The sequence below is a fragment of the Micromonospora sp. NPDC018662 genome, from assembly GCF_044391475.1.
GTDB lineage: Bacteria > Actinomycetota > Actinomycetes > Mycobacteriales > Micromonosporaceae > Micromonospora.
Genome location: NZ_JBISAC010000010.1, coordinates 1 through 14,570, shown reverse-complemented (window position 1 = coordinate 14,570; position 14,570 = coordinate 1). Strand labels below are relative to the sequence as shown.

At 74.5% G+C, this 14,570-nt stretch carries 16 protein-coding genes; 7 read left to right on the top strand and 9 right to left on the bottom strand.

Annotated elements, in window-relative coordinates:
• The 3 genes from ACH495_RS24725 to ACH495_RS24715 form a co-directional block, all read right to left on the bottom strand.
• On the bottom strand, positions 1-753 hold the full coding sequence (locus ACH495_RS24725) for a dienelactone hydrolase family protein (RefSeq protein WP_396860085.1): 753 nt from the start codon (positions 751-753) through the stop codon (positions 1-3).
• Positions 754-826: 73 nt separating this feature from the next.
• Positions 827-1,756 (bottom strand): diacylglycerol/lipid kinase family protein, encoded by a 930-nt coding sequence (locus ACH495_RS24720; protein WP_396860084.1) that lies wholly within the window; start codon positions 1,754-1,756, stop codon positions 827-829.
• A gap of 10 nt (positions 1,757-1,766) precedes the next feature.
• Positions 1,767-2,363 carry a TetR/AcrR family transcriptional regulator gene (locus tag ACH495_RS24715; protein WP_396860083.1) on the bottom strand — a complete coding sequence of 199 codons (597 nt, stop codon included), beginning with the start codon at positions 2,361-2,363 and terminating at the stop codon, positions 1,767-1,769.
• A 74-nt stretch (positions 2,364-2,437) separates the two neighbouring features.
• Between ACH495_RS24715 and ACH495_RS24710 the strand changes: the two genes are divergently transcribed.
• The gene (locus ACH495_RS24710) at positions 2,438-2,983 is read left to right on the top strand and encodes a hypothetical protein (RefSeq protein ID WP_396860082.1); all 546 of its coding nucleotides are present in this window, start codon (positions 2,438-2,440) and stop codon (positions 2,981-2,983) included.
• Here the strand turns inward: ACH495_RS24710 and ACH495_RS24705 are convergent.
• Complete coding sequence (locus tag ACH495_RS24705) at positions 2,944-3,291, bottom strand: DUF1905 domain-containing protein (protein ID WP_396860081.1); 348 nt, start codon at positions 3,289-3,291, stop codon at positions 2,944-2,946. The genes ACH495_RS24710 and ACH495_RS24705 overlap by 40 nt on opposite strands.
• Positions 3,292-3,411: 120 nt before the next feature.
• Here ACH495_RS24705 and ACH495_RS24700 point away from each other — a divergent pair, with 120 nt between their 5' ends.
• Together ACH495_RS24700 and ACH495_RS24695 are read left to right on the top strand one after the other, a co-directional pair.
• Positions 3,412-4,701: a histidine kinase gene (locus ACH495_RS24700; RefSeq protein WP_396860080.1), complete on the top strand. Its 1,290-nt coding sequence runs from the start codon at positions 3,412-3,414 to the stop codon at positions 4,699-4,701.
• Positions 4,689-5,348, top strand: coding sequence for a response regulator (locus ACH495_RS24695; RefSeq protein WP_396860079.1), 660 nt, complete (start codon positions 4,689-4,691; stop codon positions 5,346-5,348). The genes ACH495_RS24700 and ACH495_RS24695 overlap by 13 nt, the downstream gene beginning before the upstream one ends.
• Before the next feature lie 4 nt (positions 5,349-5,352).
• Here ACH495_RS24695 and ACH495_RS24690 read toward each other — a convergent pair whose 3' ends face one another.
• Together ACH495_RS24690 and ACH495_RS24685 are read right to left on the bottom strand one after the other, a co-directional pair.
• Positions 5,353-6,981, bottom strand: coding sequence for an ABC-F family ATP-binding cassette domain-containing protein (locus ACH495_RS24690; protein ID WP_396860078.1), 1,629 nt, complete (start codon positions 6,979-6,981; stop codon positions 5,353-5,355).
• Between the two features lie 198 nt (positions 6,982-7,179).
• Positions 7,180-7,485, bottom strand: a complete 306-nt coding sequence (locus tag ACH495_RS24685; RefSeq protein ID WP_396860077.1) for a DUF1330 domain-containing protein — start codon at positions 7,483-7,485, stop codon at positions 7,180-7,182.
• Positions 7,486-7,639: 154 nt separating this feature from the next.
• Between ACH495_RS24685 and ACH495_RS24680 the strand changes: the two genes are divergently transcribed.
• Positions 7,640-8,608, top strand: a complete 969-nt coding sequence (locus tag ACH495_RS24680; protein ID WP_396860076.1) for a hypothetical protein — start codon at positions 7,640-7,642, stop codon at positions 8,606-8,608.
• A gap of 9 nt (positions 8,609-8,617) precedes the next feature.
• On the top strand, positions 8,618-8,950 hold the full coding sequence (locus ACH495_RS24675; protein ID WP_396860075.1) for a putative quinol monooxygenase: 333 nt from the start codon (positions 8,618-8,620) through the stop codon (positions 8,948-8,950).
• Positions 8,951-8,996: 46 nt separating this feature from the next.
• Here the strand turns inward: ACH495_RS24675 and ACH495_RS24670 are convergent, their stop codons facing one another.
• Positions 8,997-9,839: a S1 family peptidase gene (locus tag ACH495_RS24670; protein ID WP_396860074.1), complete on the bottom strand. Its 843-nt coding sequence runs from the start codon at positions 9,837-9,839 to the stop codon at positions 8,997-8,999.
• A gap of 411 nt (positions 9,840-10,250) precedes the next feature.
• Here ACH495_RS24670 and ACH495_RS24665 point away from each other — a divergent pair, with 411 nt between their 5' ends.
• Positions 10,251-11,693 carry an endo-1,4-beta-xylanase gene (locus ACH495_RS24665; RefSeq protein WP_396860073.1) on the top strand — a complete coding sequence of 481 codons (1,443 nt, stop codon included), beginning with the start codon at positions 10,251-10,253 and terminating at the stop codon, positions 11,691-11,693.
• Positions 11,694-11,805: 112 nt separating this feature from the next.
• Here ACH495_RS24665 and ACH495_RS24660 read toward each other — a convergent pair whose 3' ends face one another.
• Both ACH495_RS24660 and ACH495_RS24655 read right to left on the bottom strand, forming a co-directional pair.
• On the bottom strand, positions 11,806-13,380 hold the full coding sequence (locus tag ACH495_RS24660) for a Na+/H+ antiporter (protein WP_396860072.1): 1,575 nt from the start codon (positions 13,378-13,380) through the stop codon (positions 11,806-11,808).
• A 76-nt stretch (positions 13,381-13,456) separates the two neighbouring features.
• A complete protein-coding gene (locus ACH495_RS24655; protein ID WP_396860071.1) occupies positions 13,457-14,077 on the bottom strand; it encodes an L-threonylcarbamoyladenylate synthase in 621 nt (206 codons plus the stop codon).
• A gap of 96 nt (positions 14,078-14,173) precedes the next feature.
• Between ACH495_RS24655 and ACH495_RS24650 the strand changes: the two genes are divergently transcribed.
• Positions 14,174-14,440: a hypothetical protein gene (locus tag ACH495_RS24650; protein WP_396860070.1), complete on the top strand. Its 267-nt coding sequence runs from the start codon at positions 14,174-14,176 to the stop codon at positions 14,438-14,440.
• Positions 14,441-14,570: the final 130 nt, after the last annotated feature.

Sequence of the window (14,570 nt, the reverse complement as noted above, 5' to 3'; positions counted from 1 at the left end):
TCAGCCCCGGAACGTGCGGTCGAGCAGATCGAACAGCGCCGCCCAGTGCCGCTCGGTGGCCCGCTCGTCGTACATCGGGGTGTCGGCCTGGGTGTAACCGTGGCGGGCGCCCGGGTAGACCTCCGAGCGGTAGGTGACGCCGGCCGTGTCCAGCGCGTCCTCCAGCGCCCTGATCTGGTCGGCGGTCATCGACGGGTCCTGGTCGGCGTGGCCGAAGTAGAGCTCGCCGGTCACCGTGCCGACGCCCCGGTGCGGGCTGTCCGGCGCGTCGCTGACCACGTGACCGGCGTGGAAGGCCGCCACCGCGGCGATCCGGTCCGGGTGGGCCTCGATCGCCCGCAGCGCGTTCGTGCCGCCCATGCAGTAGCCGGTGATCGCCGCCGGGCCGGCCGCGACGTCCGGCTGGGCGGCGAGGAAGTCGAGGTAGGCGGCGGTGTCCCGGGCCACCGCGTCCGGCGTCAACGCGGCCATCATCGGGCCGAGCCGCGCGAACAGCTCGGCACGCCGGCTGTCGTCGGCCAGGGCGGACATGTCGACCGGCGGGGTGGGGCCGGCGCGGTGGAACAGGTTGGGCACCAGCACGACGTAGCCCCGGGCGGCGATCGTCGCGGCCATCTCGGCCAGCCGGGGCCGCAGCCCGAACGCGTCCATGAACAGCAGGACGCCCGGGAACGGCCCGCCGGAGTCTGGCCGGAGCAGGTAGGCGTCCGCCGTCCCGTCGGCGGTGGGCACGTCCACGATCGTCGGCTGCACGGTCCGAACCTCCTCGCTGCGGTTTCCGCGTCGCACGCTACTCCCGGTGCCGGCGGGCGGCACGCCGGGCCGGTCAGCGGTCCGGGCTGTCCGCGGGCGCCATCAGCCGCAACGCGTTCGGGTCCAGGCCGATGCGCACCGGCGTCCGCCCGTACGGCTCGCCGTCGACCTCGATCCGGGCCGGCGGGTCGGTCTCCAGCCAGAGCTGGCGTACCGCCAGGAACGGCTCGTCGCGCAGCGTGCGGCGCCGGCCGGCGGCGGCGTTGCGGGCCGTCTCGCGCAGCAGGCCGCGCCGGGTCGGGCCGCCGACCGGGTACGCGACCAGCAGCCGGTCGTCGGCGTTGGCGTCGGCGGTGATCGGCCGGCCGGCGTGGAACCCGCCGTTGGCCACGTACACCTGGTGGGTGCGGAACGCGTGGTCGCGGCCCTCGGCGCGGACCGTCACGCGCAGCGGGCGGTGCCGGGCCAGCAGCCCGAGCGCGGTCAGCGGATAGGCGAGCCGGCCCACGACGCGTTTCAGCCGGGGCGGCGCGGTCAGCATGATGTCGGCCGACAGCCCGATCCCGACGTGGTTGGTGAACCGGGTGTCGCCGATCAGGCCGAGGTCGACGTCGATCACCTTGCCGCCGGTGAGCACGGCGATCGCCGCGTCGAGGTCGAGCGGGACGCCGACGGTGCGGGCGAAGTTGTTGGTGGTGCCCAGCGGCAGCAGGCCCAGGGCGACGTCCCGGTGGGCGAGCAGCCGGGCCGCCGCGCCGACCGTACCGTCGCCGCCGCCGGTGACCAGCAGGTCCGGGCCCAGGTCGGCGGCCTCGGCGAGCACCCGGTCCAGCTCGCCGGGCCGGTCCACCGGGTACGCGCCGAGCAGCGTGAACCCGGCGGCGCGCAGGCGCGCGTGGACGGTGTCGTAGAGCCGGCGGCCCCGGCGGGAGTGGGCGTTGACCACCAGCGCCGCCCGCCGTCGTTCCCGGATCGCCGTCGACAGCTCCTGTTTGGTCCGCACGGGTGCGACCCTATCCGCCGCCGCGGGCGTCGGGCCCCTGGGCGAGCTGGTCGAGGTGCGCGGCGAGCAGGTGGCGGATCCGGGCCGGCGGCATCCGGTCGGGATGCAGCAAGGCGTGCAGCGTGAGGCCGTCGAGCAGGGCGTGCAGGCGGGCGGTGGCGTCCGGGTCCGCCGGTTCCCCGACGAGCAGGGCGACGGCCGCCTCGGCGGCCCGGCGTACGCCGTCGTCGGCCTCGGTCATCCGCTCGCGGGCGGCGGGGTCGACCTGGGCCCGGGCGGCGAGCAGCAGCCACACCTCGGCCTCCCGCACCCGTTGCCGGTCCAGCGGGAGCAGTTCCTCGAGCATCCGCTGGACGATCTGCCGGGTGGTGCCGCTGCGGTCCCCGGCGGTGAACCGCTCGGCCGCCTCGGCCATCACGTGGTCCATGGCGAAGACCAGCAGCTCGGTCTGGGTCGCGAAGTAGTGCCGCAGCGCGCTGGGCGACCAGCCGGCCTCGGCGGCGATGCTGCGCACCGTGGCGGCGCCGACACCGTCGCGGTAGACGACCCGCCACATCGCCTCGGCCAGCTCGGCGCGGCGGGCGTCATGGTCGACGATCTTGGGCACGGGCCCCTCCGGCGGCGGGTGGACGACAGTTGCTACGGTTGTTGTCGCACAGCGTACTAAAACCTGGAGGCCACGTGCTCATCGGAGTGATCATCGCCTGTGAGGTGGCGTTCTGGCTGTTCCTGGCCGCCGGACTGGTCGCCCGCTACCCGCTGCGGCGGCCCCGCCTGGGCGCCGCGCTGCTGCTCGCGGTGCCCGCCGTCGATCTCGTGCTGCTGGCCGCCACGATGATCGACCTGCGCGGCGGGGGCACCGCCACGTTCGCGCACGGCCTCGCCGCCGCGTACCTGGGCTTCTCCGTCGCCTTCGGGCACAGCATGGTGCGCTGGGCCGACGAGCGGTTCGCCCACCGGTTCGCCGGCGGCCCGCCGCCCCGCCGCGCGCCCCGCCACGGCTGGGCCCGGGCCCGGCACGAGTGGCGGGAGTGGGGCAAGGGCATGCTCGGCTGGGCGGTCGCCTGCGCCGTGCTGCTCGGCGGCATCGCGCTGGTCGGCGACGCCGAGCGGACCGGGGAGCTGTGGGCCTGGGCCGGCCGGCTCACCCTGGCCATGGCGGCCTGGCTGGTGTTCTGGCCGGTCGCCTACACGGTGTTCCCCAAGCGGGCGCCCCGCGACGCCTGACGCCCACCCGTGCGGCCGGTGGTCGCGGCCACCGTCAGCCGGACGTCCACCCGGTCGCCCAGCTCGATCCGCTCCGCCCGGCGCACCGCGACCTTGAGCGGCAGCACGTAGCGTCCGTCCTTCGGCCACAGCGACGTCCGCCAGCCGGTGCCGCCGATCCGGACCGCCACCGGGACCATGCCCCAGCCGTAGCTGACCGAGGCGGCGGCGGCCTCCAGCGCCGCGCACTGCTCGTCGGGCACGGTGACGAAGTGGTAGGGCGCCGGGCCGCGCCAGAACCACACCTCGCCGCTGAACGCCAGCTCCATCCGCTCAGGATAGGGACGACCTCCGACGCGCCCGGCTCGGCCGGGGTGGGGCCAGCCCCACCCCGCACCGGGGGTCTGGACGGCTGGGCCGGCCGTCCGCTGCCTGGCTAGCGTCAGCGCATGACCGTGGACCAACCGTCGTACCTGGCCGGGGCGTTGCGCCGGCGCCGTTACCTGCGCTCCGCCTGGCCGTGGCGTGCCCTGGCGTACGCCGTGACGACCCTGCCGTTGGCCGGCGTGCTGGGGGTGGCGGCGGGCGTGCTCGCCGCGCCGCTGCTGCTGGTGGTGAGCGCGCTGCGGCAGGGCCGGCCGGTCGACGTCCCGGTCCTGGCCGCGCTCACCGTGGTGTCGCTGGTCGGGCTCGCCGTGGCCCCGCTGGCCGGTGCGCCGGTGGCGGCGGTCGAGCGGTGGCGGCTCGGCCTGGTCGACGGCCGTCCGGTACGCGCGCCGGGGCGGCGTGGCCCGGCCGCCCGCTGGACCGGCGCCGCCGCCTGGCGGGAGGTCGCGTACGCCGGTTGGCTGGGCACCGTGGTGCCGCTGGCGTACGGGACGTTCACGCTGCTGGTGCTGCTCGACGCGGCGCTGGTCGCCGGGCCGTGGCTGGCCGGCGACGGGGACCGGATCATGCTGGTCTGGGCCACCGTCGACTCCCCGGCCGGGGCGGTCCCGTACGCGGTCGCCGGCGTGCTCGCCGTGCCGGCGCTGGTCTACCTGGCCGGCCTGCTGGTCGCGGGCCAGGCGGCGGTGGCCCGGTGGCTGCTGGACGACGCGCCCGACGCCACGGCGCTGCGCGAGGTGACCCGGTCCCGGGCCCGCCTGATGGGCGCGTACGAGGCGGAACGTCGCCGCATCGAGCGGGACGTGCACGACGGGGCGCAGCCGCGGCTGACCAGCCTCACGCTCCAGCTCGGGCTGGCCCGCCTCGACGTGCCGGACGACTCGCCGGCGGCGCGACCGCTGGACCTGGCGCACGCGCAGGCCAAGGAGCTGATGGGGACGCTGCGCGGCGTCGTGCGCGGCCTGCGCCCGCCGCAGCTCACCGAGCTGGGGCTGGCCGGCGCGGTCGACGACCTGGCCGCCCGCTCGGTGGTCCCGGTCACCGTGCGCGCGGAGCTGCCCCGCCCGGCGCCGGAGCTGGTCGAGACCACCGCCTGGTACGTCGTCTCCGAGGCGCTGGGCAACGTGGCCCGGCACGCCCACGCGACGCGCGCCGCGGTGCGGTTGACCCGGACCGACCATCGGCTGGTGGTGGAGGTCGAGGACGACGGCCGGGGCGGCGCCGACCCGGCGCGGGGCACCGGCCTGACCGGGCTCGCCGACCGGGTGGCCGCGGTCGACGGCAGGTTGCTGCTGGCCAGCCCGCCCGGCGGGCCTACCCTCGTGCGGGTGGAGCTGCCGTGCCGTCCGTGATCCGGGTCGTCCTCGCCGAGGACGAGGTCCTGCTCCGGGAGGGCCTGGTCGGCCTGCTGACCCGCTTCGACTTCGCGGTGGTCGCCGCCGTCGGTTCCGCCCCGGAGCTGGTGGACGCGGTCCGTACCCACCGGCCGGACCTGGTGGTGACCGACATCCGGATGCCGCCGGAGCACCGCGACGACGGCCTGCGCGCGGCGGTCACGCTGCGCGCGGAGCGGCCCGACCTCGCCGTGGTGGTGTTGAGCCAGCACGTGCGGAGCGGGTACGCGGCGGCGCTGCTGGACAGCGGCGACGGCCGGCGGGTCGGCTACCTGCTCAAGGACCGGGTGGCCGACGTCGCCGAGTTCGCCGACGCGCTGCGCCGGGTGGCGGCCGGCGGCACCGCGGTCGACCCGGACGTGGTGCGGCACCTGCTGCGCCGCCCCCGCGACCCGCTCGACGCGCTCTCCCGGCGTGAGCGGGAGGTGCTGGGGCTGGTCGCGGAGGGGCACTCCAACGGCGCGATCGCGGCCCGGCTGCACGTCACCGAGGCGGCGGTCGGCAAGCACGTCGGCAACATCCTGGCCAAGCTCGACCTGCCGCCGGACCAGGACACCCACCGCCGGGTGCTGGCCGTGCTCGCCTACCTGCGCGCCGGCGGCTGACGGGCTACTCCTCCGGGGCGTCGGTCCCGGTCAGCGTGCCGTCGGCCAGCCGCAGCCACCGGTCCACGCCGAGGGCGGCCAGGAACCGCGGGTCGTGACTGACCACCAGCAGCGCTCCCCGGTAGCCGCCGAGCGCGCCCTCCAACTGGGCGACGCTGTCCAGGTCGAGGTTGTTGGTGGGTTCGTCGAGCAGCAGCAACTGCGGCGCCGGCGCGGCGTTCAGCACGCAGGCCAGGGTGGCACGCAGCAACTCGCCGCCGGAGAGCACCCGGACCGGCAGGTGCGCCCGGTCGCCCCGGAACAGGAAGCGGGCCAGCAGGTTCATCCGCTCGGCGTCGGCGAGCCCGGGCGCGAAGGCGGCCAGGTTCTCCGCGACCGTACGCGCCGGGTCGAGCAGGTCCAGCCGCTGCGACAGGTACGCCACCCGCCCCCGCACCCGGGTGGCGGCGCCGGCGGCGGGCTGCTGGTCACCGCTGACCAGGCGCAGCAGCGTGGACTTGCCGGCGCCGTTCGCGCCGGTGAGCGCGATCCGTTCCGGCCCCCGGATGATCAGGTCGACACCGGTGAACACCGGGCGGCCGGCGTACTCGGCGGCCAGCCCTTCGCCGTGGAACACGGTCCGCCCGGCGGGCACTGTGGTGTCGGGCAGGTCGATCACGATCCGATCGTCCTGGCGGGCCGCCCGGCCGGCCTGGTCCAGCCGGTCCTGCGCGTCGCCGACGCGGGCGGCGTGCGTCTCGGCGGCCCGGCCGGCGGAGACCTGGGCGTCCCGCTTGAGGCCACCGGCGACGATGCGGGCCAGCCCGGCGTCGGGCAGGTTGCGGGCGGCCGTGGAGGCACGGCGGGCGGCGCGTTCCCGGGCCTGCTGGAGTTCGCGCTTCTGCCGCCTGAGGTCCTGCTCGGCGCTGCGGACCTGCCGCTGGGCGACCTCGCGTTCGGCGCGGACTGCCTGCTCGTACGCGGTGTGGTTGCCGCCGTACCAGCGGAGCTCGTCGGGTTCGAGCGCCGCGATGCGGTCCATCTCGTCCAGCAGCGCCCGGTCGTGGCTGACCACCAGCAGGCAGCCGGTCCAGCCGCGCAGCACCGCCGTCAGCCGCTCGCGGGCCGTCTCGTCGAGGTTGTTCGTCGGCTCGTCGAGCAGCAGCACGTCCGGACGCCGCAGCAGTTGCGCGGCCAGGCCCAGGGAGATCACCTGACCGCCGCTGAGCGTGCCCAGCCGGCGGTCCAGGGCCAGCTCGCCCAGGCCGAGGCGGTCCAGCTCGGCATGGGTGCGCTCCTCGACGTCCCAGTCGTCGCCGACGGCGGCGAAGTGCTCCTCGCGGGCGTCGCCGGCCTCGATGGCGTGCAGCGCGGCGACGGCCCGGTCCACGCCGAGGACCTGCGCGACGGTCTGGTCGACGGCGAAGGGCAGGTGCTGGGGCAGGTAGCCGAGCACGCCCCGGACGGTGACCGCGCCGGCCGTCGGGCGCAGCTCGCCGGCGACGAGCCGCAGCAACGTGGTCTTGCCGGTGCCGTTGGGCGCCACCAGGCCGGTGCGCCCGCCGGGCACGGTGAAGGTCAGGTCGGTGAAGACCGGCGTGTCGTCCGGCCAGGAGAAGGAGAGCGCGGAGCTGACGACGTAGGCGTCGGACATGATCAACCTCAGGAGGGAGAGCCGCGGGCGCGCGTGCGCCGGCGTGGACAGGGGACGACGAAGGGGCCGCGGCGACGGCGCGGGATGCGCGCGTCGGCGGCCGTCCGGGGACTCTCACCCGGAGATGTCGTCGTCACCTGCCATGATCACTCCGATCCTCGGCGGACCCGACCACGGTAGCTCACCGGTGGCGCGGTGTCAGGCCGGCCAGGCGTGGCCGATCCCGTCCAGCAGCAGGACCACCCCCTCGGTGGCCGCCTCCCGGTCCCGGGAGATCTCCCGGTACTCCGGCGAGGCGGACCAGCGCTCGAAGTCCTCCCGGCTGTCGAAGGACATGAGCACCACCTTGTCGTGCGGCCAGTCGCCCTCCACCACCCGGGGGGCGGTGTCGGCGGCGAGCAGCCGGCCACCGTGTCGGGCCAGCACCGGGAGGAAGGCGGCGACGTAGCGGTCGTAGCGCGCCGGGTCGTGGACGGTGAGCTGCGCGAGGGCGTAGACGGTCACCGGGCCAGGCTATCGATCGGCAGACGCGCCCGGTGTCCTCCGTCGGGCCACCGGTCCCCGGCGGCCGACGTCCCGGTTTGTCCGGATTACCGGCGCTGACCTGGGGATACTGGCGGCAGCGACGGCGCAGGGCCGGGAGCAGGGGGTGCGCGGGATGACCGATCAGGAGAGCCCGCCGGCCCGACCCGGGGGCCGGGAGGCGTGCCCCGTCCCGCCCCTGGACCGCGTACCCGCCTCGGTGTGGCAGGTCGAGGTCCGCACCCGGGTCGACGAGTTGTGCCAGCAGCTCTCGGTGCTGGCGCCCACCGCTCCGGACCGGGCCGCCGTGCTGTGCGCCCAACTGTCCGGCGTGGCGGCGGCGCTCGGCCGAAGCGGGCCGGTCGAGTGGCTGCGCGGCGCCACCGTCGAGTATGCCTGGCGGACCGTCCACGGGGTGGAACGGGCCATGGTGGACCTGCGCACGCCGACCGAGCTGATCGGCCTGCTGCCCGCGTACCGGGACGAGGCGACGCGGTTCGTGCGGGCCGACGACAAGGTGGTCACCGACATCGACCCGGTGACGGACGCGGCGACACCCGAGCTGCTGCGGGCCAAGGTGCAGGCGTTGCTGCTGCGCTACCACTGCGTGTCGGACGAGTTCCACGAGTCGGTACGGCGGTTGCGCAACAGGATGCTGGGGCTGTCCGTGTCCGCGCTGGTCGCGGAGGTGCTGCTGGTGCTGGTGCAGTGGCGCAGCCGCGGCCTGCAACTAATCCGGACGCCGACCGACGCCGCCGGCGTACCGCCCTGGCGGCTGCTGGTCTTCGTGCTGCTCGCCGGCGCGCTCGGGGCGTTCGTCAGCGCGTTGCCGTCGATGATCACGTCCCGGTCCGGCGGGCTGCCCTACCGGTTGCCGTTCCAGCAGGGGCTGCTGAAGCTGGCGATCGGCCCGCTGGTGGCGGTCGTCGGCATCATGCTGGTCGTCGGCGGCCTGGCGAACACCACAGTGGACAACACCGCCGCGCTGCTCGGCCTGGCCATCGTGTTCGGCGCCGGACAGCAGGCGGTCACCGCGTTCGCCGACCGGCGGGCGGGCGAGCTGTTGGGCCCGGTGACCAGGGATCGGAGCGCCCGGCCTGGGTAGCCTGGACCCATGATCTTCATTACCGCCAAGTTCCGGGTCCGGCCGTCCGACGCCGACCGCTGGCCGCAGATCACCGCCGACTTCACCGAGGCGACCCGGGCCGAGCCCGGCTGCCTGTGGTTCGACTGGTCCCGCAGTCTGGCCGACCCCACCGAGTACGTGCTGGTCGAGGCGTTCCGCGACGACGAGGCCGGTGCCGCGCACGTGCAGTCGGCGCACTTCCGCGAGGCCCGGCGCACGCTGCCGCCGCACCTGGTCGAGACGCCGCGGATCGTCAACGCGACAGTGCCGCAGCAGGACTGGTCGCGCCTCGGCGAGATGGCCGTGCCCGGCGACGAGTGAGCGCGGGCCGGGTGGGCACGCGTCGTGCCCACCCGGCCGGCGTCGGTCAGGGAATGCTCAGGCCGTAGGCCGCGAGGATCTCCAGGATCGGCTGGTAGTAGCTGGTGCCGCCGCTGGCGCAGTTGCCGCTGCCACCGGAGAGGATCCCGAGGACCGTGCCGGTCGCGGCCACGTAGAGCGGGCCGCCGCTGTCCCCCGGCTCGGCGCAGATGTTCGTGCGGATCAGCCCGGTGACGCTGCCCTCGGCGTAGTTGACGGTCGCGTTCAGCCCGGTGACCGTGCCGCACCGTACGCCGGTGGTGGCGCCGCTGCGGCAGACCGCCTGCCCGACGTACGCGTTGCCGGCGGCGGAGATGGTCACCTGGCCCGGATAGGTGTGGACGGCGCTGGGGTGGGCGACCGTGCCGGTGTAGCGGACCACCCCGTAGTCGTTGCCGGGGAAGCTGCTGCCGGTCCGGCTGCCCAGCACCGTGGTGCGGGCGCTGTCGGCGTACCAGGTGGCGCCGAGCGTGGTGCAGTGCCCGGCGGTGACGAAGTACCAGGTGCTGCCACTACGGACGTTCGCGCCGAGCGAGCAACGCCCGCCACCGCCGTAGATCGCCTGTCCGCCGGCGATGAGCGGGCGCAGCCGGCCGGGCTCGTGCCGCAGCACCGCGCCGGCGCGGGCGACGGTCCGGCGCAGTGCGGCCAGCTCGGCCCCGCGTACCGTGTCGTCGACGGTGACGGTCAGGCGGCCGGTGGCCGGGTCGTGGCCCCAGGCGGTGCCGGCGGTGCTCACCTCGGCGAGCGCCGCCGAGGCGGGTGGCGTCGCCGTGGCGGCGCGGGCGGCGGCCGGGGTGGCGGCCAACAGGGCGGTGAGGACGAGGACGACGAGCGACGGTCGGCGCATCCGGAGGATCCCTCCATCGTTGACGGTCGATTCCGTCCAGCATCGACCCCGGGGCCGCCGGCCTTCAAGCGCCGCCCTCCGTCCGGTGCCGGACAGCGGCGCGACCGGACCGCATCGGCGCGCCCGGTGCCGAAACTTCCGGAGCCGGCACGCCAACCGGGCCGGCCATCCCGGCCCGCACGTTCACGCCCGCCGGGTGCCATCATCGTTGTCGAATTGGGGTATCGACGGCGTTAAGTTTTCGGAATGGTTCCGGTAGGCTCCCGGCAGAGATTCGCATCGATCGACCCACGGTGGCGGGGAGTCACTCCCCACCCGCGCGGCCTCCGGGCGGCCGCGCACGAGCCGACACCGTGACGGGCGGTGGTCGAGGCGGACTTCCCATTCGCCCATGCTAGGAGAGGCTTTCAGATGGACAAGGTGCTCGCCCGCGGCAGCGGGAGCGCGGCAGCCCGGTCGCGTCCGCGTGCCGCGGTGGTGTCGATCGTGGCCGGGGCCGCGGCCGTCGCCGCGACGATCGCGGTGGCGACCAGCGCCAGCGCCGGCACGACGCTCGGCGCGTCGGCGGCGGAACAGGGCCGCTACTTCGGCACCGCGGTGGCCGCGTTCAAGCTGTCCGACAGCACGTACGTCGGCATCCTGAACCGCGAGTTCAACATGGTCACGCCCGAGAACGAGATGAAGTGGGACGCCACCGAGCCGTCCCAGGGCCAGTTCAACTACACCAGCGCCGACCGGATCGTGGCGCACGCCCAGGCCAACGGCATGCGGGTGCGCGGGCACGCGCTGGCCTGGCACTCGCAGCAGCCCGGCTGGGCGCAGAACCTCTCCGGCACCGCGCTGCGCAACGCCATGGTCAACCACATCACCCAGGTCGCCACGCACTACAAGGGCAAGATCTACGCCTGGGACGTGGTCAACGAGGCGTACGCCGACAGCGGCGGCGGCCGCCGCGACTCCAACCTCCAGCGCACCGGCAACGACTGGATCGAGGTGGCGTTCCGCACCGCCCGCGCCGCCGACCCGGGCGCCAAGCTCTGCTACAACGACTACAACACCGACAACTGGACCTGGGCCAAGACGCAGGGCGTCTACAACATGGTCAAGGACTTCAAGGCCCGGGGCGTGCCGATCGACTGCGTCGGCTTCCAGTCGCACTTCAACAGCGGCTCGCCGTACCCGAGCAACTACCGCACCACGCTGCAGAACTTCGCCGACCTCGGCGTCGACGTGCAGATCACCGAGCTCGACATCGAGGGCTCCGGCAGCACCCAGGCCACCACCTACGGCAACGTGGTCAAGGACTGCCTGGCGGTGGCGCGGTGCAACGGCATCACCGTGTGGGGCATCCGGGACAGCGACTCCTGGCGGGCCAGCGGCACGCCGCTGCTCTTCGACGGCAACGGCAACAAGAAGGCGGCCTACACGTCGACGCTCAACGCGCTGAACGCCGGCGGCACCACGCCGCCGACCAGCGCGCCGCCGACCAGCGCGCCGCCGACCACGACGCCGCCGACGACCACGCCGCCCACCTCGGAGCCGCCGTCGACCCCGCCGCCGGCCGGTGCCTGCACCGCGACGCTCACCACCAACCAGTGGCAGGGCGGCTTCGTCACCACCGTGCGGGTCACCGCCGGCGGCAGCCCGCTGAACGGATGGTCGGTGTCGGTGACGCTGCCCTCCGGCTCGTCGGTGACCAACGCGTGGAGCGCGCAGGCCAGCGGCACCAGCGGTCTGGTGACGTTCCGCAACGTCGACTACAACCGCCAGGTCGGCGCCGGCGGCAGCACCGAGTTCGGCTTCCAGGGGACGGGCACCGCCCCCGCCGGCAACGCGAGCTGCACGGCCGGCTGATCCCTCTCCCCTCTCCCCCTGTTTCACGGAAAGAGTGGCTATCCGGGCCCGGATAGCCACTCTTTCCGTGAATCGGGCGCGGGCGGGGCGGGACTGGCCATCGACGCGACGTTCAGTCCTCCAACTCGGGGCCGAGCAGTCGCAGTTCCTCGATGTCGGTGGCCGCCTGGAGTTCCCGCAGCACCGCCTCGTCGATCTGGTTGGTGTTGCGCAGCCGGGTCACCGCCTGACGCTTGCGGTCCAGCATCTCCAACTGGAGTCGCCGGGCCAGCTCCCGCTCCCGGTCCGCCGCCTCGTCGCGCGGGTTGCGGACGTCGTCCAGGTGGTCCTGGTAACCGGCGCGCAGCCGCTCCACGGTGTCCGGCGCGACGCCCAGCTCCGCGGCGGTTCCCGGCAGCGCCTCCAGCACCGCCTCGGTGGCCCGGATCCGGGCCACGCGCACCTCGTCGGCGCGCTCCCGGTCCCCGGTCAGGCCGGCCCAGCCGACGACGGCGGGCAGCGTGGTGCCCTGCACCACCATGATCAGCACGATCACCACCACGGTGACGAAGATGATCAGATCACGCTCGCGCACCGGCGTGCCGTCGTGCGTGGTCATCGGCACGGCCAGCGCCGCGGCGAGCGAGACCGCGCCCCGGAACCCGGCCCAGCCCGCGGCGGTACGCATCCGACCGTCGAAGTGTCGCGACCGCCGCGCCTGGCGCCGGTCGACGCGTTGCAGCGCCGAGACCGACAGGTGCACCCAGGCCAGCCGGGTGACCACGACGACGAGCGCCACCAACACCGCGATGCCGAGCGACGCCAGCGGCGAGTGGCTGCTGATGCTCCGCAGCGAGCGCGGCACCTGCATGCCGAGCAGCACGAACAGGCTGCCGTTGATCATGAAGGTGGAGAGGTCCCAGAACGCGTACGCGGTGACCCGGGACCGGGCCCGGATCACCCGGGGTCCCGCCCACGACAGCAGCAGGCCGGAGACGACCACCGCCAGCACACCGCTGGCGTGCACCGCGTCGGCGAGCAGGAACGCGACGAACGGGGTCATGATGCTCAGCCCGCCCTCGCGCATCGCGTCGTCGACGTGCTTCCGGATCAGCACGACCAGGCCCCCGACGAGCAGCCCGGCGGCCACCCCACCGAGCGACTTGCCGACGAACTGACCGGTGAGGGAGAACGGCCCCGGCACCTTCCCGCCCGCGATCACGCCGACGGCCACCGCGAAGAGCACCAGCGCCGTACCGTCGTTGACCAGGCTCTCCGCGCGCAGGGTGGTGAGGATGCCGCGCGGCATCCGCTTGGCCAGGCCGGCGACGGCGGCGGCGTCGGTGGGCGCCAGGACCGCGCCGAGCACCCAGGCCGCGGCCGGTTGCACCCCGAGGGCCTGGGTGACGTACGCGACCGCGACCATCGTGATGATCACCAGGGCGACGGCCAGCAGCACGATCACCGCGAGGTTGGCCCGGATCTCCCGCAGGCTGATCACCAGGCTCTCCCGGTAGAGGATCGCCGGGAGGAACAGCACCAGCACCACCTCGGGTTCGAGGACCACGTTCTCGAACGGCGGCAGCAGGCCGAGCAGCGCGCCCATGGCGATCAGCAGCACCGGCGGCGCGACGCTGTACCGGCCCCCGATGGTCGTGCCGACGAGCACGGTGGCGCCGAGCACCCCGATCAGCACGAGTGCGTCCACGCCGTACCCCCGTCACCGTCCGCCGCCACCACCGTGCCGCACGTCGCGGGCCGGGTGGGGCGGAACGGGCCGATCGCTACTCGAAGCGGGACGGGTCGCCGGCGCCCCGGCGCAGGATCTCCGGCTCCGGGCCGGACAGGTCGACCACGGTGGTGGGTTCGAGCCCGCAGTCCCCGGCGTCGAGCACGGCGTCGACCTGGTGGTCGAGACGCTCCTTGATCTCCCAGCCCTGGGTCATCGGCTCGTCCTCACCGGGCAGCAGCAGGGTGCTGGAGAGCAGCGGCTCGCCCAGCTCGGCGAGGAGCGCCTGGGTCACGGTGTGCTTCGGTACGCGGGCGCCGACCACCCGTCGACGCGGGTCCTGCAATCGGCGGGGCACCTCCGAGGTGGCCGGCAGCAGAAACGTGTAGCTGCCCGGGATCACGGACTTGACCTGCCGGAAGACCGCGTTGCTGAGCTTGACGAACTGGCCGAGCTGGGTGAAGTCGGCGCACACCAGCGTGAACGGATGCCGCTCGTCGAGCCGCCGGATCTCCCGGATCCGCTCCACGCCGGCCCGGTTGCCGAGCCGACAGCCGAGCGCGTAGCACGAGTCGGTGGGGTAGACGATCACGCCGTCGGACCGGAGCAGCTCCACCACCTGCCGGATCACCCGGGGCTGAGGATTGTCCGGATGCAGGTCGTAGTACCTCGCCACGCCGGCCAGCCTATGCCCCTTCCCGATCATCCGCAGGTTTGCCGGCGGCCGGTTCCGGAAACAGGTGGGGGCCGTTCACCACAGGGGGGATCGATCATGTCCGAATCCAACACCGACCGCGCCACCGACCGTCCGACGGAGGTGACCGACCCGCTGCTGTGGGACCTGTCCGCCGCGGTGGCCGACGCGCACCAGCCGGACGCGGAGCGGGTCTGCGCCAGCCCGAGTTGCGCCGGCGCGGCCTGGCCGTGCGCCGCCTGGGACACCGCGCAGGTGGGGCTGAGCGCCGCGCGGGCCGGCTCGCCCGCGACCGCCGCCCCACGCCGCCCCACCGAGCATCAGCGCCTGGCCCCCGCCGCCTGACCCCACCCCACCCCGCCCACCCCCGCAAATTCACGGAGCTTGTCTCATCCTGTTTGTGCTGGTCGGGGGGTCTTGACGTGGTGGTGTGAGGTGTTTTCTGGCTGGTCGGTGGGGTGTTGATCTTTTGGTT